This window comes from Bacillus sp. R86525, assembly GCF_042466195.1.
GTDB classification, from domain to species: Bacteria; Bacillota; Bacilli; order Bacillales; family Bacillaceae_G; genus Bacillus_A; species Bacillus_A nitratireducens.
The window spans coordinates 3,233,600-3,251,139 of sequence record NZ_JAXHPX010000007.1 but is presented as its reverse complement, the minus strand read 5'-3'; the positions used below and the strand labels follow the sequence as shown (position 1 = coordinate 3,251,139).

The 17,540-nt window shown below is 34.0% G+C and carries 18 protein-coding genes and 4 pseudogenes; 17 read left to right on the top strand and 5 right to left on the bottom strand.

What is annotated here, in order from left to right:
* Positions 1 to 209: 209 nt before the first annotated feature.
* Positions 210 to 797 carry an SCO family protein gene (locus SJY24_RS19410; protein ID WP_000833350.1) on the top strand — a complete coding sequence of 196 codons (588 nt, stop codon included), beginning with the start codon at positions 210 to 212 and terminating at the stop codon, positions 795 to 797.
* 34 nt (positions 798 to 831) lie between these two features.
* Here the strand turns inward: SJY24_RS19410 and SJY24_RS19405 are convergent, their stop codons facing one another.
* Positions 832 to 1,296, bottom strand: coding sequence for an Hsp20/alpha crystallin family protein (locus SJY24_RS19405; RefSeq protein WP_001288090.1), 465 nt, complete (start codon positions 1,294 to 1,296; stop codon positions 832 to 834).
* Between the two features lie 217 nt (positions 1,297 to 1,513).
* On the opposite strand from SJY24_RS19405, the gene asnB reads away from it, so the two are divergent.
* The 8 genes and pseudogenes from asnB to SJY24_RS19365 form a co-directional block, all read left to right on the top strand.
* Positions 1,514 to 3,415 carry an asparagine synthase (glutamine-hydrolyzing) gene (gene asnB / locus SJY24_RS19400; protein WP_000333827.1) on the top strand — a complete coding sequence of 634 codons (1,902 nt, stop codon included), beginning with the start codon at positions 1,514 to 1,516 and terminating at the stop codon, positions 3,413 to 3,415.
* A 92-nt stretch (positions 3,416 to 3,507) separates the two neighbouring features.
* Positions 3,508 to 3,867, top strand: a complete 360-nt coding sequence (locus SJY24_RS19395) for a GNAT family N-acetyltransferase (RefSeq protein WP_377865841.1) — start codon at positions 3,508 to 3,510, stop codon at positions 3,865 to 3,867.
* A gap of 43 nt (positions 3,868 to 3,910) precedes the next feature.
* Entirely contained in the window at positions 3,911 to 4,246 is a 336-nt protein-coding gene (locus tag SJY24_RS19390; protein ID WP_377865840.1) for a hypothetical protein, read from the top strand.
* 105 nt (positions 4,247 to 4,351) lie between these two features.
* A complete protein-coding gene (locus tag SJY24_RS19385; protein ID WP_377865839.1) occupies positions 4,352 to 5,353 on the top strand; it encodes an N-acetylmuramoyl-L-alanine amidase in 1,002 nt (333 codons plus the stop codon).
* A gap of 233 nt (positions 5,354 to 5,586) precedes the next feature.
* Positions 5,587 to 6,549, top strand: coding sequence for an ABC transporter substrate-binding protein (locus SJY24_RS19380; protein ID WP_377865838.1), 963 nt, complete (start codon positions 5,587 to 5,589; stop codon positions 6,547 to 6,549).
* Between the two features lie 131 nt (positions 6,550 to 6,680).
* Positions 6,681 to 7,556 (top strand): D-amino-acid transaminase, encoded by an 876-nt coding sequence (dat, locus tag SJY24_RS19375; protein WP_377865837.1) that lies wholly within the window; start codon positions 6,681 to 6,683, stop codon positions 7,554 to 7,556.
* A 98-nt stretch (positions 7,557 to 7,654) separates the two neighbouring features.
* Positions 7,655 to 8,302, top strand: coding sequence for a nitroreductase family protein (locus SJY24_RS19370; protein WP_377865836.1), 648 nt, complete (start codon positions 7,655 to 7,657; stop codon positions 8,300 to 8,302).
* A 93-nt stretch (positions 8,303 to 8,395) separates the two neighbouring features.
* Positions 8,396 to 8,656: pseudogene (locus SJY24_RS19365) on the top strand (hypothetical protein); the annotation flags it as partial.
* A 202-nt stretch (positions 8,657 to 8,858) separates the two neighbouring features.
* Here the strand turns inward: SJY24_RS19365 and SJY24_RS19360 are convergent.
* A pseudogene (locus tag SJY24_RS19360) lies at positions 8,859 to 9,780 on the bottom strand (CPBP family intramembrane glutamic endopeptidase).
* 343 nt (positions 9,781 to 10,123) lie between these two features.
* Between SJY24_RS19360 and SJY24_RS19355 the strand changes: the two are divergent.
* Together SJY24_RS19355 and SJY24_RS19350 are read left to right on the top strand one after the other, a co-directional pair.
* The gene (locus SJY24_RS19355) at positions 10,124 to 10,654 is read left to right on the top strand and encodes a hypothetical protein (protein WP_377865834.1); all 531 of its coding nucleotides are present in this window, start codon (positions 10,124 to 10,126) and stop codon (positions 10,652 to 10,654) included.
* A gap of 197 nt (positions 10,655 to 10,851) precedes the next feature.
* Complete coding sequence (locus SJY24_RS19350) at positions 10,852 to 11,025, top strand: hypothetical protein (protein WP_377865832.1); 174 nt, start codon at positions 10,852 to 10,854, stop codon at positions 11,023 to 11,025.
* Positions 11,026 to 11,275: 250 nt separating this feature from the next.
* Here SJY24_RS19350 and SJY24_RS19345 read toward each other — a convergent pair.
* Together SJY24_RS19345 and SJY24_RS19340 are read right to left on the bottom strand one after the other, a co-directional pair.
* Positions 11,276 to 12,151, bottom strand: a pseudogene (locus SJY24_RS19345) (WXG100 family type VII secretion target); the annotation flags it as partial.
* Positions 12,152 to 12,251: 100 nt separating this feature from the next.
* Complete coding sequence (locus tag SJY24_RS19340) at positions 12,252 to 12,686, bottom strand: GNAT family N-acetyltransferase (protein WP_377865831.1); 435 nt, start codon at positions 12,684 to 12,686, stop codon at positions 12,252 to 12,254.
* A 422-nt stretch (positions 12,687 to 13,108) separates the two neighbouring features.
* On the opposite strand from SJY24_RS19340, the gene SJY24_RS19335 reads away from it, so the two are divergent.
* From SJY24_RS19335 to SJY24_RS19325, 3 genes are all read left to right on the top strand, one after another.
* Positions 13,109 to 13,597: a putative periplasmic lipoprotein gene (locus SJY24_RS19335; protein WP_377865829.1), complete on the top strand. Its 489-nt coding sequence runs from the start codon at positions 13,109 to 13,111 to the stop codon at positions 13,595 to 13,597.
* 76 nt (positions 13,598 to 13,673) lie between these two features.
* Complete coding sequence (locus tag SJY24_RS19330; protein ID WP_016129303.1) at positions 13,674 to 13,919, top strand: hypothetical protein; 246 nt, start codon at positions 13,674 to 13,676, stop codon at positions 13,917 to 13,919.
* Between the two features lie 114 nt (positions 13,920 to 14,033).
* A complete protein-coding gene (locus SJY24_RS19325; RefSeq protein ID WP_061673900.1) occupies positions 14,034 to 14,582 on the top strand; it encodes a cysteine hydrolase family protein in 549 nt (182 codons plus the stop codon).
* A 35-nt stretch (positions 14,583 to 14,617) separates the two neighbouring features.
* Here SJY24_RS19325 and SJY24_RS19320 read toward each other — a convergent pair.
* Positions 14,618 to 14,847, bottom strand: a pseudogene (locus SJY24_RS19320) (hypothetical protein).
* Between the two features lie 46 nt (positions 14,848 to 14,893).
* On the opposite strand from SJY24_RS19320, the gene SJY24_RS19315 reads away from it, so the two are divergent.
* The 3 genes from SJY24_RS19315 (at position 14,894) to SJY24_RS19305 (ending at position 17,533) form a co-directional block, all read left to right on the top strand.
* Positions 14,894 to 15,061, top strand: coding sequence for a hypothetical protein (locus SJY24_RS19315; protein ID WP_377865828.1), 168 nt, complete (start codon positions 14,894 to 14,896; stop codon positions 15,059 to 15,061).
* Positions 15,062 to 15,368: 307 nt separating this feature from the next.
* Positions 15,369 to 16,262, top strand: coding sequence for a mechanosensitive ion channel family protein (locus SJY24_RS19310; RefSeq protein ID WP_377865826.1), 894 nt, complete (start codon positions 15,369 to 15,371; stop codon positions 16,260 to 16,262).
* 152 nt (positions 16,263 to 16,414) lie between these two features.
* A complete protein-coding gene (locus SJY24_RS19305) occupies positions 16,415 to 17,533 on the top strand; it encodes a GAF domain-containing sensor histidine kinase (protein ID WP_483861726.1) in 1,119 nt (372 codons plus the stop codon).
* The last annotated feature ends 7 nt before the right edge of the window (positions 17,534 to 17,540 follow it).

The following is a 17,540-nucleotide window of genomic DNA, read 5'->3' as shown; positions in this document are numbered from 1 at the left end:
CCAATGAACTTTGTTTCGTAAATAATGTTAAGAGAAATAATAGTAGTAAAATATATTTTGTCTAGTAATTAGCTTTAAATAAAGAAGTAACATACGTAAAATCGTACGATTTCGTGAACAAATGACGTAAACAATTTTCTCATAGTGTTTACTTTTGTTATGATATACATTACTTACATAAATTAAGGAAAGAGAAGAGAGGTTTAATAATGAAGCGTTATCAAAAGTTAATTGGTCTTATGGTTGTATTTTGTCTCTTTGTACTTGCAGGTTGTAGCAGTTCAGGTTCAAAATTACGTAAACCGTTAAACTGGGATTTAGAAACTTTCCAATTTACAAATCAAGAAGGAAAGCCATTTGGTACAAAAGATTTAAAAGGGAAAGTTTGGGTAGCTGATTTCATGTTTACAAACTGTCAAACAGTTTGTCCGCCAATGACTGCTAATATGGCTAAATTACAGAAAATGGCTAAGGAAGAGAAATTGGATGTTGAGTTTGTTTCGTTTAGTGTAGATCCTGAACTTGATAAACCAGAAAATTTGAAAGCTTTCATTCAAAAGTTTACAGAAGATACAAGTAATTGGAACTTGTTAACAGGGTATTCACTGGAGGAAATTACAAAGTTTTCAAAAGATAACTTCCAATCGCTTGTAGATAAACCAGAAGATGGGCAAGTAATACACGGTACATCTTTTTATTTAATTGATCAAAACGGAAAAGTAATGAAAAAATATAGTGGCATTAGTAATACGCCATACGAAGATATTATACGTGATATGAAGCGATTAGCGGATTAAAAAGAAGGGTGCATAGCACCCTTCTTTTTTTACATTAGTCTATGGATAAAATGTCATGCTGCTGTGGAAGTTTTGGTGCACGAATTTCTAATACGCCGTTTTGATAAGAAGCTTTCGCTGCTTTTTTATTAATTGAGTATGGTAACTTAATCAGTCTTGATGCTTCTGAAATGGAACGTTCTCGGCGATAATAGTTATGAGATGTTTGTTCTTCTTCCTCGTCAAGTATCTCTTCTTTTACAGAGACTTTTAAGTATTCACTTTGTATTTCAATTCGAATTTGTTCTTTTTGTATACCAGGTAGTTCAGCTGTAACAACGAGTTCTTCACCAACTTCATATAAATCTACAGGGAATGTTAATAAACGGTTTCCTTTTTGGAAAAAATGATTTAAATCAGCGATTACATTGCGAAGTGGTGTTTGCTCGAAGAAATCATCAATTTGCTTTAAATAATTGCGAACCGGTGGGCGAGAAGAATCTTTTTTTTCTTCACTCATGGTATTCCCTCCTAGAAATCAATATGCAATATCATATGACAAAAGCGGAGAAAGGTGATTGCCTAGTTTTCATGTTTTCATAAAAAATTGTTAAAAATGTGAAATGGAGTGATTTTTTTATAGTTTTTGGTCGCCATATTCAGTTGATTATGCTAGTATAAATAGGGTTGATATAGTAGTATAGAGACAGAATGAAAACTGAAAGAGGGTAAGAAGTATGTGTGGTTTTGTAGGATGTTTATGTGAAAACCCTAGAGAGTTTTCAGAAACAGAAAAACATCAATTTGAAAATATGAACACGATGATTTTCCACCGCGGTCCAGATGACGAAGGATATTTTCGTGATGAACATGTACAATTTGGCTTCCGCCGTTTAAGCATCATTGACTTAGAGGCAGGACATCAGCCGCTAACTTATGAAAATGATCGATATGTAATTATTTTTAATGGTGAAATTTACAATTATGTAGAATTACGTGAAATGTTACTTGAAAAAGGCGCAACGTTTGCAACGCAATCTGATACAGAAGTTATCATTGCATTGTATGCACATATGAAAGAAAAATGTGTAGACTACCTTCGTGGTATGTTCGCATTTATGATTTGGGATCGTGAAGAAAAGACACTTTTCGGTGCACGTGACCACTTTGGCATTAAGCCTTTATACATCGCACAACAAGGTGATACTACATTCTTCGCATCTGAGAAGAAAAGTATTATGCATGTAATGGAAGACAAAGGGGTAAACCCAACGTCACTACAACATTACTTTACGTACCAATATGGTCCAGAGCCAGAAACATTAACAATTGATGTTAATAAAATTGAGCCTGGTCATTACTTCGTAAAAGAAATCGGTAAAGAGATGGAAATCCATCGCTACTGGAATCCTTATTTCAACGCTTCAAGCGCAACGAAAGAGGAACATATCCAAGCAATTCGTGATGTATTATACGATTCTGTAAAAGTGCATATGCGTAGTGATGTACCAGTAGGTTCATTCCTTTCTGGTGGTATCGATTCATCTATTATTGCTTCTATCGCAAGAGAAATGAACCCAAATCTTTTAACATTTTCTATTGGTTTTGAGCAACGCGGTTTTAGTGAAGTTGACGTTGCGAAAGAAACTGCAGAGAAATTAGGAGTTAAAAACCATAACGTATTCATTTCAGCGCAAGAGTTTATGGATGAGTTCCCAAAAATCATTTGGCATATGGATGATCCTTTAGCAGATCCAGCAGCTGTACCATTGTATTTCGTTGCGAAAGAAGCACGTAAACATGTAACGGTTGTTCTTTCTGGTGAAGGTGCAGACGAGCTATTTGGTGGATATAACATTTATCGTGAGCCAAACTCTTTAAAAATGTTCTCTTACATTCCTAGCCCAGGAAAGAGCGTTCTAAAGGCATTAAGTGGTGCTCTTAAAGAAGGATTTAAAGGGAAAAGCTTCTTAGAGCGTGGCTGTACGCCAATTGAAGAGCGTTACTATGGAAATGCGAAAATCTTCCGTGAAGAAGAGAAAGCTGAATTAATGAAGTATTACGATGAAAGTGTTAACTATATGGATATCACGAAACCATTGTATAACGAAATTAAAGATTATGATGATGTAAGTAAAATGCAGTACATTGACATGTTCACATGGTTACGCGGCGATATTTTATTAAAAGCTGATAAAATGACGATGGCAAATTCATTAGAACTTCGTGTACCGTTCTTAGATAAAGAAGTATTTGACGTTGCATCTAAAATTCCGACTGAATTTAAAATTGCTAACGGAACTACGAAAGCTATTTTACGTGAAGCAGCACGTGGCATTGTTCCAGATCACGTATTAGATCGTAAAAAGCTTGGATTCCCAGTACCAATTCGTCACTGGTTAAAAGATGAAATGCACGATTGGGCTATAAATATTATTAAAGAAAGCAAAACGGATCATTTAATCGACAAACAGTATGTATTAAACTTACTGGAAGCACATTGTGCAGATAAAGGCGATTATAGCCGTAAAATTTGGACTGTACTTGCGTTTATGGTATGGCATCAAATTTATGTTGAGCATAAATACGATACGAATAAGTTCCACGAAGAAACAAAGCGTGCGTATAGCTTAGTTTAATAAAAAAACCTTAAGGTCGTATTCGGCCTTAAGGTTTTTTTCATAAATTGTAATTATAATTGATACAATAATAGTAAAAGGATGGACAACATATGATTACGTTTGAGAAAGTAAATACAGAAAATGAAAGTGTTGTAAAAGAAATGTTTCACTCACACAGCTTAGATATGAAAAAGGTTCAGTATTGTGTAAAAGTTGATGATACATATATTGGTGTAATAGATTATAGTGTCCAAGAAGAGAGTGCTATTTTGTCACAGTTAATTATTCATTTTGATTATCAAGGTTATGGATACGGGACAAATACGTATTTTACATTTGAAGAAATAATGAAACAGAGAAATGTGAATGAAATAAAAGTATTGCAAGAGGTGTTTACGGAACAAGCCAAATCATTCATAATGGGATCTGGTTTTATTGAGGAAAATGGAATATATGTAAAGAAAATATAGTGAATTGATCACTTGATAAAATGAATATGGGGCAGGTGAATGTATGACGATGACTGCTGGTCTTGTATTAGTTGGAGGTTGTTTTATTGTAGCAGAACTATGCCAGATTTTTATTCGAAAAAGAATGTATAAGAAGAGAAGACCATATGAATTACAATATATACCCGTGTTTGTAATTTTGTTTTGCATGTTATTTGCATTACAAAGCGCAATTCATTTTTCACCTCTTTTGAACATCTTTTTAAAGTTTGGATTGTTATACAGCGGTGTTGGAATAGCTCTTATATTTATTTTGTTTTGTATACGTTACATCCACTATCAATCGTACATATTCATTTTAAATTGGTTAAAGAAAAGTGATAGAAGCCGCCTTACATAAGGGGGTTTTTTCTTTGTATTTGTAACGGAACTTGTACAACTAACATAAAATAGGACGAGTAGAAATGTAAGCTTATTATCTTAACGAAAGGAACGAAAAAGCTATATGAAACTGGTTATAGACGCAGGGCATGGTGGATATGATTCTGGTGCTGTTGGTAATGGGTTAGTGGAAAAAGAGTTAACACTTCAAATTGCTAGACGTGTACGAGATATTTTATCTGCAAATTATCCAATCAATATTAAAATGACACGTGACAGCGATGTATTCATCTCTTTATCAGAACGTGCTAATATTGCTAATTCATTTGGTGCAGATTATTTTATCTCATTTCACATTAATAGCGGCGGTGGAACTGGATTTGAAAGTTATATTTACAATGCGCTATCTAATAGTAGTTCCGCATATGAAAAGCAACAAAAAATGCATGCAGCAGTCAATCCTGTATTAACTAAATATGGTCTTCGTGACCGAGGAGCAAAAAAAGCAAATTATGCGGTACTAAGAGAGACTGCAATGGATGCAATTTTAACTGAGACTGCTTTTATTGATACAACGTTTGATGCTAATTTATTGAAAAATCCACAATTTATTGAAGAATTAAGTCAAGCGTATGCAAATGGGATAGCAGCTATTTTTGGAGTTGCTCCAAATCCCAATCCTCCAAATCCACAACCTCCAAACCCCCAGCCAACACCACAAACGAAGGGGATCGCCTATATACTTGGGAAAAATGTGAATTTAAGAAGTGGTCCATCAACGTCTTCTTCAGTTATTCGTCAACTAAACTCCCCAGAGTCGTATGTCGTATATCAGGAAAGTAATAGATGGTTGGACTTAGGAAATGGACAATGGGTGTATAATGACCCTTCGTACATTAATTTTGTAAAGACGAGCAATAGTGATGGAAGTGCAATTGGTGTCGCATATATACAAGGAATGAATGTGAATTTAAGAAGTGGTCCATCAACATCTTCTTCAGTTATTCGTAAATTAAATAATCCAGAATCTTATTTAGTATATATTAATCAAAACGGTTGGTTGAACCTTGGTGGAAATCAATGGGTGTACAATGATCCATCATATATTAAATATAATCAATATTAGGAAATGAATTTATGATGTAATATGAATGCGTATTTATGTATGACGTAGATACGCATTTTAAGAACGTTTATTGTTTTCATACTTATACACTTTATTTTAAAAATAAACATTTGAATAGCGGATAGAATCTAAATTGTATATATTAAAAAAGTTTTCTGATATACATTGACAATGTATGTAATATACATTAACATTTAATTGTTAATGATAATCAATTTCATCTAGGGGGACGTATGGTACATAGTAAAAAAATATTTATGTTCTGCATTATGATACTTATGGTAATAATCGCAGGGTGTAGCAAAGAAGAGAAAAAAGAAAATGATCCATCAGCTAAAGCAAAAGATTCGTATACTGTAAAGCATGCAATGGGTGAAACAACAGTAAATGGTACACCTAAAAAAGTAGTTGTTTTAACAAATGAGGGTGCGGAGGCACTTTTAGCTGTTGGAGTAACGCCAGTTGGAACTACAAAACCACGTGCTGGTGATGAATGGTATCCTCATTTAGCGAAAGATTTAAAAGATACGAAAGTTGTAGGAACTGAGCGTGATATTAATTTAGAGGCAGTTATGAAGCTTAAGCCGGATTTAATTATCGGGAATAAAATGCGTCATGAAAAAATATATGAGCAATTGAACGAAATAGCACCAACTGTATACGCTGAAACATTGCGCGGGGATTGGAAGGAAAACTTTACACTCTATACAAAATCTGTAAATAAAGAAAAAGAAGGGCAAAAGGCTCTTGAAGATTATAAAAAACGTATTGAAGGAATGAAAGAGAAGTTAGGAGATAAATTGAATTCTACAGTTTCTATTATTCGCTTCGTACCAGGTGATGTCCGGATTTATCAGAAAAACTCATTCTCAGGTGCTGTTTTAAATGATGTTGGATTTAAGCGACCACCACTACAAGATAAAGATGAATTTGCGATAAAAGGAATTACAAAAGAGCAAATTCCGAATATGGATGGGGACTACATATTCTATTTTACATCTGATAAAGATGCAGATAAGAATAACGAAGGAAATACGTTAGCAAAAGAATGGACAGAAGATCCACTCTTTAAGCAGCTACAAGCTTCAAAAGACAATAAAGTATTCCAAGTGGATGAAGTAATTTGGAATACAGCAGGTGGTATTAAAGCAGCAAATTTAATGTTAGATGATATTGGAAAATATTTCCTGAAATAAATGAATGGTTGAGTACATCACTTTAAATAGGTGATGTACTTTTTAATTTAGTTAAATACAGAAAATTCCTTCTTTTAAATGTGGATAAGTTGTATAATAAAATCAATCATGGAATAAAGGAGTGGGAAGGAATGAAAGCTACTCATAAAGATTGGATTTTATTTAACGGAAGAATTGTGAATAAGAAGGAAGAACAGCCGATGGTCCCATTAGAGGAGAGGGGCTTTCAATTTGGTGATGGTATATATGAGGTTTTTAGGCTATATGATGGGAAGCCACATTTATTAGATTTACATTTGGAACGATTTTTTAATTCTATGGAAGAAATAAAACTAATTCCACCGTTTACTAAAGAAGAGTTAGTGGAAGAGTTACATCAAATGATTGAAAAAAATCAATTTCAAGAAGATGGGAATGTGTATCTTCAAATATCACGTGGTGTTCAAGTACGAAATCATGTGTATGAAAAAGATTTACAACCAACATATTTTGCGAATATCGTTTCGTTTCCAAGACCTACTGCTACTATGGAACAAGGAATAAAGGTTACTGTCGAAGAGGATATACGCTGGAAGTTCTGCCATATAAAATCATTAAATCTGCTTCCTAATATCATGATTAAAAATAAAATAAACGAGCAAGGCTACCAAGAAGCGATATTGGTGCGAGATGGAATTGTAACAGAGGGGTGTCATTCGAATTTCTTTATGGTGAAAAATGATAAATTAATTACACATCCGGCCGATAATTTCATTCTACACGGCATTACTCGTCACTACGTTATTACATTAGCGAAAGCGTTACATATAGAGGTAGAAGAGCGTGAATTTTCATTACAGGAAGTGTACGAATCCGATGAGTGCTTTTTCACAGCAACACCACTTGAAATATTCCCTGTTGTTCAAATTGGTGATGAGAAGTTTGGGAGTGGCGAAAGAGGACCAATTACGAAAAAACTACAAGCTGCATATGAAGAAAGTATTAGTTTGTTTAAAGTGACAAATTAATAATGAGGAAAAAAGCTGGTATTCCCCCAGCTTTTTTTCATGATATAATTCAACCATAGGACAAGTTTTGAAAACGCTGTAAAAAGGGGATTTAATGTATGAATTATGAAGATTTTAAAGAAGTAATTCACGGTAGACGAAGTGTAAGAAAGTTTACAGAACAAGAAGTATCCACTAGTGATATAAAAGAAATTATTGATTGTGCTCGTTATGCACCGAGTGATACGAACTCACAAACGTGGGAGTTCTTGGTCATTATGAACCGAGAGAAAATTAAAGAAATTGAACAAATGACATGGGATGCATTACATAAACTTGCGGCAAAAGCAGCAGAAAATGGAGAAGAGAAAGCAGGGAAATTACTTACACGTTCTTTCGGCCCATATGCGACAGCTTTCTCTGAGGCGCCAGTATTAATCGTATGTTTAGCAACACCATATGAATCAAAGTTTCGTGAAAAGATATTTGATCCAATTGCCTTCGTTCCTGATTCAGTATGGGAAGAAGAAGGAATTAAGAGTAGCTGTCTAGCAGCACAAAACTTAATGCTAGCTGCACATGCGAGAGGACTTGGCACTTGTCCAATGACAGGACCTGTATTATTAGCTCAGGATGAACTGCGACAATATTTACAAATTGGGCCTCAAAAACAAATTAATATGGTAATTTCACTCGGGTTTCCGAAAGATAAGCCGAAGAAACTTCCAAGAAAAGAAGTAGATGAGATTACAACATTTATTTTCTAAATGTTATGTAGAAAAGACATTGAAATGATTAAAATTAGGTAATAAGTTATAGGATAGTTAGTCTATTATGTAGGCTGATTATCTTTTTGTATTTCCGTTTATAGCGTTATAATGATGCGGATCAAAAAAATATATATACGCTATACATCAAATCATAAAATGTTAGTTCGTAATCCGATATTCTCGGGATTTATTTTCTTCATTGTATTTACTTTATTAACATATTTACTTTCTGGAGAAGCAATTACCATGAAGGATCTTACTATAAATGGTATAGGCGGAGTGTTTTTTTGCTTATGTATATACGGATATAGTAAGTATAACAGTAAAAAAGTTGAAGAAGATGAACTGTAATGATTAATTCAAAACACCCTTCATTAGTTATTAATGAAGGGTGTTTTTTTATTTAAATTATCTTTATTGATGTAGCGATTAATCTGATTATATTTTTTTTATAATCAGTATCAGCTATATAATCATTAGGTTAAACTTCTATAATGCTTTCAGAATGAAAACGTGATGTTTTTTATGGTAACCAAGTTTATTTTTATCGTTTCTATTTACTTATATTTTCATTGTTACTGAATCCTATTTCATTAGTAATTTGTCTATATCCAAGGCTGCCTCGTGTGAAAATAAGAATAAGCAAAGCAACAATGCTCAATCCTATCCCTACAAATAAATCTGAATTCTTTAAAACAGGGTTGGTGGAATTAGTTTGTACCAAGCTAAACGTATTTACACTCGCATGAACTAGCATGACAATAAATAAGTTACCGCGATTGCAGTTATAGACCCAAGTGAGAATGATTGAAATCGGCAAACACATCAAAATGAAAATTGGTAAATGAATATATAGGATAGAAAGGTCAGAACCTGGTCCGCCCCTTTGTGCAGCAGTTAAGAAATGCGGAAGATGCCAAAAAGCCCACAGGACGGCAAGTAGTAATGTTGCTTTTAACGGTCCAAACTTCGATTGTAACCGAGGGAGAGCGAAACCGCGCCATCCGATTTCCTCAGGTAAAGGTCCACCGAGAAAGAAAGTAACTACAAAAGAGATGAGATAGGTTATAAAAAATTTAGAAGTAAGGTCATGGAAAGTAGGTATCCCCCAATTTAATATCACCATACCCAGAAACATTGCAGCAGGGATAACGATGAGAGTAAACAAATACCACTTCAAACCGACTTTAGTAGATATGATGCTTTTTCTAACTTTTTTCCATGACTCTTTTCCCTCAAGAGTTCGAATCACGATATATGCTGCTAACATAGGGCCTACAAATGCATTGGCAACAAAGAAAATATCAAATGCTTTTGTTTTAGGGAAAACACCCCATTGGGATAAGACAAATGGAATTAATACAACCCACGAGAATAAATATGCCATTACAAAAAATGAAGTTAACGGATAGGATTCCAAATACGCTCTCAGACTCGTTGATGAGTTTTTTTGATTTCGTTAAATATTTCAACATAATCACCCCTTCAATTATAAAATACTGCGCTATGTGCTGGTGCCTTCGTCCGAATTGAACCATCTTAATTTTTAATTATGTTTTGAATGTATTATTTTGTTGTTTACTTTGAGGACATTAGAAGATTCGGTGAAGAGTCAATAAAATCTGAGAAATGAAAGTAAACTAATATTCAAAAGTTTACTTTGGAACGGCTTAAGAAAAATAACATTCACTTCTTATGGAAAGTAGTCATAGGAATACACCTTTCATTGTGGGCGGGGTGCACATAGTTATAAAAAAATACCCTTGTCCAATCCATTATCATTCTTTAGTCATTTAATATTACAAAGGGGGTGAGAACATGGAAAACAATGAAAAAATCACGTTTCGATTTGTAAAAAAAGATGGGCAAGAAATTAATTTGGGAAATCTTGATGATAAACGAAAAATTGTCATTGTCATTAATAATCAGATTACATTTGCACCAAATACAACACAAATTGCCAGTGGAGCCGGACAAAATAGTGCAGCAGGAAGTAATGCAGCAATCGATTCATCGAATACCCGACAGCAAGAAACGGTGGGCGCTGGAGGCGAAGCGATAAATAAAGGAATTAGTGGGGATCAGATTGAGCCGCATAAAATGAAAGAAGAGACTTCGGATGAAGAGGCAGAAGTTGTACTCATCATCAATAATCAAATTAATAGAACCCGTGAGAAACAGGCTAGTGCTACTCAAGTGGCAAGTGGTGGTGGAGATGACAGTGCAGCGGGAACCAACGCTGCCATCGAAAGTTCTAACACCAAACAGCAACATGCAGTGGGAGGCGGAACGGATAGTTCGGCAGTAAACACAGGTGAAGAAGGCGACCAAATAGAAAAATGCGATTAAAGAAGGAAAAATAATGTGAATTTTAAAGCTTCCCTCAGCTTATCTGAGGGATTTTTTTTACTTTAATTGTATTGTACATTCAAAACAATGCAAATGAATGGATAATGTACCCGTCCTATAACACTCCCTAATGTATGAATGATAAAACAACATTTTCGTATACTAAGGTCGAAGAGCGATTTAAGGAGGAGTAAAAAATGACTGAGCAAAATCGAAATCAATCTGCCATTGACCAAGGACGTAACAAAACAAAACGTGGGATTGAAGTGGCAGGCGATACAGTACAAAATGCAATTGATGTTGTTGAAGATGCTGGAAAAGCAGCAGTTGACCGTATTTCCGATGCAGTTAAAGATGTTACAGCAAGATGATTTATTTGAGTCTCCGTTGTAATAGTTGATCAAAGAAAACAAGGAACAAGACCGTTTCTTAGGGGGCTTGTTCTAATTCCGTTACAATTCGTCCGATTTCAAGGATATGTTTAAGTGAGTTTGACCGGAAATTCTCAGTTTCTTGTAAACTAGATATGATTTCGCTAGTAGAGAGTGATGAAGTATGATTTTCATTAACAGGATTATTTCCGCTAGAACCAGACTCGTCTTTAGCAAACTGATGAGTCGATAGTTTTTCTTCAGCTTTTCTAAAATCAGGTGTATCAAATGCAGAGCGTATATTATTTCCGCCAGCTAAAGCAAACTCATTGTGATTACGATTGAATAAGGACGCAGCGTCTTGCAAGCTTTGATTAGCGGTTAGTGAAATCTCAGATAATTTTGTGCCAGGTTTCAACATTGCGATTTTATCCACGCCTTTTGTTCCTACGAATAGTTGTCCAACAGCCAATATAGTATGACCAGTCGCGCTTCCATACCATTCTGCACTACTATACGAGTTACCATTGGTAACATCACGATTCCAAGAATCAGAAATTGTTTGTTTTATCGCATTGAACGTATCGACTGGGTGAGAAACGGCTTCAATCGTGTTATTAAATGTGTCAATCGGATGGATAACTGCATCTGCAAGTCCTAATAATTCATCACCTATAGCGTCGCCTATTCCCTTTTTAAAGTGATAAGAGACACCTAATCCAGCTTTTTCAAAAGTAGATTCAATTTCATCATCTATAGCGTCTTTTATTTTATTCACATCTTTATACGCTGCATCGATACCATGTTTAAATTTATCATATAAAGACTCATCTGAATTTTTTACTTTACTAAGATCTTCATAAGTTTCTTTGAGACCATGCCAAACTTTGTCACGTAAAGATTCATCTTTTTTCTCACTATTTAACGGACCACACATTGCTCCTTCTTCAAGATTTTCGTCATATGAAGCATCTGCAGTACGGAATTTTTCGGCAATTCGTTTCAAATCCTCTTCCACTTTTATAATCGAATTGATAGATGTAAAAGCTTTTGGTCTTGCATCATTGAACATTTGAATGAATCGTTGATTAGAGGCACCAATCCATTGAAAACGCAAATTTCGCACGCTAAGGATATCCAGTATAAAAAATCCCAATCTCTCAGTTAAATACATAAGAAATTGGGATTTAATTATTTAACAAATGCACTCAATTGTTAAATAATATCTATTTATTCATACGCTTTACAAACCTATAACCTGTTATCTCGTAACCAAGGAATTTATATAGTTCGTGTGCCTTTATCCTCTTTTCACTTTTTCCACTTAGAAGATAAATAAAATCAGAACCTCTTTTCAAAGACCATTCTTCCACATATTTAATCAATGCTTTCGCAATACCTTGGCCGCGATATTCTTTCTTTGTAACTAGCGATGTTATTTGAATCATTTCATCATTGTTTGTGTACGTTGTATGAATTGTTATTCCTACCATCCCTACTAAGTTATTATCATTTATTGCAACAAAGGTGTAATAATTTGGATTGGATTCGATACGTTTCATTCTTACTTTCATTTCATCTAATGAACTAGGGTAACCAAAATCTGGAATTAAATCTGTAAATTGTTTGATGTCATCAGAATTATATTTTCTTATCTCCACTAAGGACCCCCTACATTTTTTTCTCCAATTATATCACATTTAATATTTACAATATTTATCTTAACGTACAGAATCCGCGTTATGTTGGTGCTATCCCAATAAAAAAGGCGTGGACATATTGTACATGTATAATATGTCCACACCTTTGGTTTTATTGTCTTTGAGGTACATTACCTAAATATAATTTAAACAATGTCTTTTTATTTTGAATGGATATTTCTTTAGTGAATTGGGCTAAAATGATGAATAGAGTGGAATTACTATTTATTTCTTAAAAAAAATTAATGTTCTTAAAATGAAAGTATGGTACAGTAATCGTGAGCAAGCTTATGTTTGTTCATGAAAGTGTTGAAAACTAGTTTTAAAATTAATAAATTATTTTTGTATAATAAAGTATAATGAAATTACAGGGGGGATGAATTTTGAAAAAATTCATAATCGCTGGATTGTCTGTATTGTTATTAGTAGGCTGTGGTGCTCCAAAGGAAAAAGAGGATGCACAGTCAAATCAGGAAGAACAAATTGTAAATGCAAGTGATGAGAATATGGTTGTATTTCCTGAAGGGGCAATACCAGTTGGAGAAGGGAAAGTAAAAGTCATTACACCAGATGGTACTTCTGAAAATGGAAATATACCGACTGTATTTATCAAAAAAGATACTTTAATTCAGCAAGTCGAGTTAGAACTTTCTAATTTTCAAAACGATAAAGAAACATTTGTATTTGTAGATCAAATATTTGCAGATAAACATCAAGTAACTAGTACAACACAGACAACAGTGCAATTAAAAGAAAAAATGCTTGAGACAGGTAGTCATACGATTACCGCAGCTCAGTTTGAAAACAATGACCCGAAAGGAAAAGTCATTAGCTTTAATCAAGCGACGTTTGAAACGAAGCCTGCGTCTTAATTATGGATAAAAAGTACATTACTTAAAGTGGTAGTGTACTTTTTAATTTGGATAGAATTAGGTTGTTGAGAATAATATGTTTCACTTTCTAGTACGAATGAATAGTAAGAAATTACTCTTTACTACTACGACAGAGAAAGTGGTTGATGATGTGAATCGGTTTGTTCGTATCTTTTTGATTAGTATGATAATGTCAGTAGTTTGGCTTACTATACAAGAGGTTATTCAAATGACGCTCAATTATCAAATCCATGACATGCTAATAGGAGCTGTATGTTTTGTCATTGTGTACCGATTTCATGATAAGCTCGGATTAAGGTAAGTATTGAGTTGGAAATGTAGGGATTTCATTTGAAATGTCGAATAGTACATACGATGTCGTAATAACAAATTTTCTATTGTTTACTGTGAAACAGAAGAAGGAGAGATAGTAGTAATGAAACGAGCTCTTATTAATATCGACTATACATATGATTTTGTAGCTGAAAAAGGTGCTTTAACTTGCGGGAAGCCAGGTCAAGAAATTGAGAAAGAACTTGTGCATGTAACGAAGAAGTATATTGAAGATGGAGATTATGTAGTGTTTGCGATCGATAAACATGAAGACAATGATGTATATCATCCTGAAGCCAAATTGTTTCCGCCTCATAATATAGCAGATACAAATGGAAGAGACTTATTCGGTGAATTACAAGATGTATACGAAAAATATAAAAATGCTGAGAATGTATATTACATGGACAAAACACGATACAGTGCATTTGCTGGAACAGATTTAGAGATGAAGTTAAGAGAACGAGGAATAGAAGAAGTTCATCTTGTAGGTGTTTGTACCGATATCTGTGTTCTTCATACAGCAGTAGATGCTTATAATAAAGGATTTAAAATTGTCGTTTATGAAAAGGCGGTTGCATCTTTTAATGCGCAAGGACATGAATATGCGCTTGGACATTTTAAATCTTGTTTAAATGCAGAAGTGAAGTGAAAAAAGAGGCCTTCGAAAAGGCCTCTTTTTTACATTTATATAGAAACAACTTGTTTTTGAATTAACTTTTTAATGAACGGACTAATTTTTTCTGGTAGTCGGTTTAAATCGAAAAATTGTACATGCAATGATTCAACTCCGTCTGCTTTTAACAAGCCACATGTAAATTCTGTAATATTTATCCTTGTTCATTGAAAACAGCTACTCCAGCTAAATTGAGTGATCTTGATCCAACAACTTTTCTTAGCTCTTCAATATATCCCATTGTTAGTAACCTCCGCGAGTAAAAATATATTCAAATGAACTATTCGGTGTCATATGAATATGTTCCTTGTAATGAAGTGAGTATTGCGGATTTAAAAGAAAGTCGTTTATCCCGCTATTTGTGGGCAGTAAAACTTTTACCTCAAAATTCGACTGGAGCAAAGAAGTTAGGTGGAAGCCCTGCTGCCCGTAAATGCCCGATTGGTGAGGGCTAATAATCAGTGGGAGATGAACAAAACCCCCACTGATTAAAGTTTCACTTTATAAAAAATTCTATTGTAATCTCCCTTTAGGGTATTAAAAAGGGTATATTTATAGTGAATAGAAAAGGACATCTGAAGTTGAAAGATTGATGAAAGGATTATATTGTTGAAGATGAACAATGAATACAAATACATAGTTAAGAAAGTATGATTTAAGGTCAGGAGAAAAGATGTTCTGAAAACAAGTGTTGAGATGATAAATGCGTATTTACAATAAAGCAGCTTTGCATGAAATTTTCATTAGTAAGGAAGTGGATGGATGAGTTTATTAACGTATACTGAGGAGTTTTTTAATTATGTAAGGGAGTTTTTACTTTTAAGGTTTTTACTATTTGCTTTAGTTCTTATTATTATTTCTTTTGTCATAAATCGCATTATTGATTGGTTTTTTAAAAAATCAAGCTTTTTTGATGAAGAGGTAGAGCAGACGATTCAAAGTGTTATTCGATCTATTTTTAGATATATCATTATCATCAGTCTGATCATATATTTAATTAGTCAATTTGTAGATATAAAAAGTATTATTGCAGGTGCAGGGATAGCGGGAGTTGTCATCGGTTTTGCTGCACAACAGATGCTAAAAGATGTCATATTAGGCTTCGCAAGATTAGCGGACAAAGAGTTTCGTGTTGGCGATTTTGTAACTTTTAACGGAACAAATTCAGGAACTATTGAGGAAATTAGTATTCGTTTTATGCAAATTCGTGAATGGTCAGGGAAACTCCTTACCATACCACATGGAGAGATTAGAACGATACAGAATTTTAATAAAGGGTGGATGCGAGTTATTGAACGCATCACGGTAAGTTATCAGGAAGATCCTACAAGAGTTAAGGAATTGTTAGAAGAAGTATGTGTTATTTGTAATGAAAAATCGGACCAAAATCTTTATAGAGTAGATGATGAAGCTGTTGAACCATTTAAATATGTTGGAGTTACAGACTTAAATCCTAACCTTAAATATGTTGGATATGAATTTTGTATTACAGGTTTGATTAAACCGGAAGATTATTTTGAAACTTCTAGACAAGTAAGGTTTGAATTAATGTCTATGTTCCATAAAAATCAAGTGCAAATGCCAGCAGCGAATATGTTCGTTAACACTGAAAGTTTACAGCATATTCATAGAGGACAATCTTTATCAGACAGTTAAAGAAAATTAGCTGATTTCTGTTTTTATTTAGAATTTGGATTTGAATGAACTGTATGGGATATCTCCTGAAAAAGAGCCGAAGGAATTCAGTTCTTTTTTTGTTTATAGTATTTAGAAATTTCTTAATGTTATAATGATAGTTGGTGATGAGAATGAACATAGATGAAAAAGAGATGCATCGTTTAGAAGCATTAAAAAAAATTGCTGAGTTACTGAATGAAGCGACAAACTTACAGGAAATGTTAGAAAAAGTGTTACATACATTATTACAAGTTATGAATTTACAAACAGGCTGGATATTCTTTATTGATGAAAGTGGAAAGCATCGTATGCTTGTAGACCAAAACTTACCACCAGCTCTTACTTGGCAAGAAAAGAAGCCGATGTGTGAAGGAGATTGTTGGTGTGTAGAACGTTTTGTGAATGGAAGATTGGAAAAAGCGACAAATATTATTGAATGTAAACGAATAGAGGATGCGATTGAATGTAATTGGGGAGAGACCGAAGATGTTACACATCATGCGACAATCCCACTAAGATCTGGATCAGAGAAATTTGGTCTATTAAATGTTGCCTCGCCCCATAAAACACATTTTTCTGAGGAAGAGTTAGCGTTATTAGAAGCGATTGCATTTCAAATTGGAACGACCATACAACGTATTCAATTAGTTGAGAAAGAACGGAAATATGTAGTTGTAGCTGAAAGAAATCGACTTGCACGTGACCTACATGATTCCGTTAAACAATTGTTATTTTCAATTATGCTAACGGCGAAAGGGACTCTAAATATGACGAAGGATAGAGACTTGCAAGAGATGTTAAGTTATATTGGAGAATTATCACAGGAAGCATTACAAGAGATGACACTTTTGATTTGGCAATTAAGGCCTGAAGGATTAGAGAAGGGTTTAGCAGAAGCGATACAAAATTACGGAAAACTGTTAGGGATTCAAGTGGAAGTTCGAATTGATGGAATGGTTTTAATTGAAGATGAAATAGAAGAAGTTTTATGGCGTATAAGCCAAGAGGCATTACATAATTGTAAAAAGCATGCTTCGTGTGAAAAAGTATGTGTTCATTTAAGGATTGAAGATAATAAGCTGCACTTTTACATAGAAGATAACGGAATAGGATTTATACAGGATCAAGTAAGAGAGTCCGCACTTGGTTTGAAAAGTATGAAAGAACGAATTGAATTAATGAGGGGAATTTTTCGAATAAAAACAGAACCAGAAAAGGGAACGAAGATAGAAATTCAATTACCGGTTTGAGAGGGAG

Coding starts and splice junctions, on each gene's coding strand:
- SJY24_RS19385 (WP_377865839.1), top strand. CDS start 4,352: ATGAAACTGGTTATAGACGCAGGGCATGGTGGATATGATTCTGGTGCT.
- dat (WP_377865837.1), top strand. CDS start 6,681: ATGAAAGCTACTCATAAAGATTGGATTTTATTTAACGGAAGAATTGTG.
- SJY24_RS19390 (WP_377865840.1), top strand. CDS start 3,911: ATGACGATGACTGCTGGTCTTGTATTAGTTGGAGGTTGTTTTATTGTA.
- SJY24_RS19380 (WP_377865838.1), top strand. CDS start 5,587: ATGGTACATAGTAAAAAAATATTTATGTTCTGCATTATGATACTTATG.
- asnB (WP_000333827.1), top strand. CDS start 1,514: ATGTGTGGTTTTGTAGGATGTTTATGTGAAAACCCTAGAGAGTTTTCA.
- SJY24_RS19395 (WP_377865841.1), top strand. CDS start 3,508: ATGATTACGTTTGAGAAAGTAAATACAGAAAATGAAAGTGTTGTAAAA.
- SJY24_RS19355 (WP_377865834.1), top strand. CDS start 10,124: ATGGAAAACAATGAAAAAATCACGTTTCGATTTGTAAAAAAAGATGGG.
- SJY24_RS19305 (WP_483861726.1), top strand. CDS start 16,415: ATGAACATAGATGAAAAAGAGATGCATCGTTTAGAAGCATTAAAAAAA.
- SJY24_RS19310 (WP_377865826.1), top strand. CDS start 15,369: ATGAGTTTATTAACGTATACTGAGGAGTTTTTTAATTATGTAAGGGAG.
- SJY24_RS19370 (WP_377865836.1), top strand. CDS start 7,655: ATGAATTATGAAGATTTTAAAGAAGTAATTCACGGTAGACGAAGTGTA.
- SJY24_RS19325 (WP_061673900.1), top strand. CDS start 14,034: ATGAAACGAGCTCTTATTAATATCGACTATACATATGATTTTGTAGCT.
- SJY24_RS19405 (WP_001288090.1), bottom strand. CDS start 1,296: ATGAGTGAAGAAAAAAAAGATTCTTCTCGCCCACCGGTTCGCAATTAT.
- SJY24_RS19410 (WP_000833350.1), top strand. CDS start 210: ATGAAGCGTTATCAAAAGTTAATTGGTCTTATGGTTGTATTTTGTCTC.
- SJY24_RS19330 (WP_016129303.1), top strand. CDS start 13,674: ATGTTTCACTTTCTAGTACGAATGAATAGTAAGAAATTACTCTTTACT.
- SJY24_RS19350 (WP_377865832.1), top strand. CDS start 10,852: ATGACTGAGCAAAATCGAAATCAATCTGCCATTGACCAAGGACGTAAC.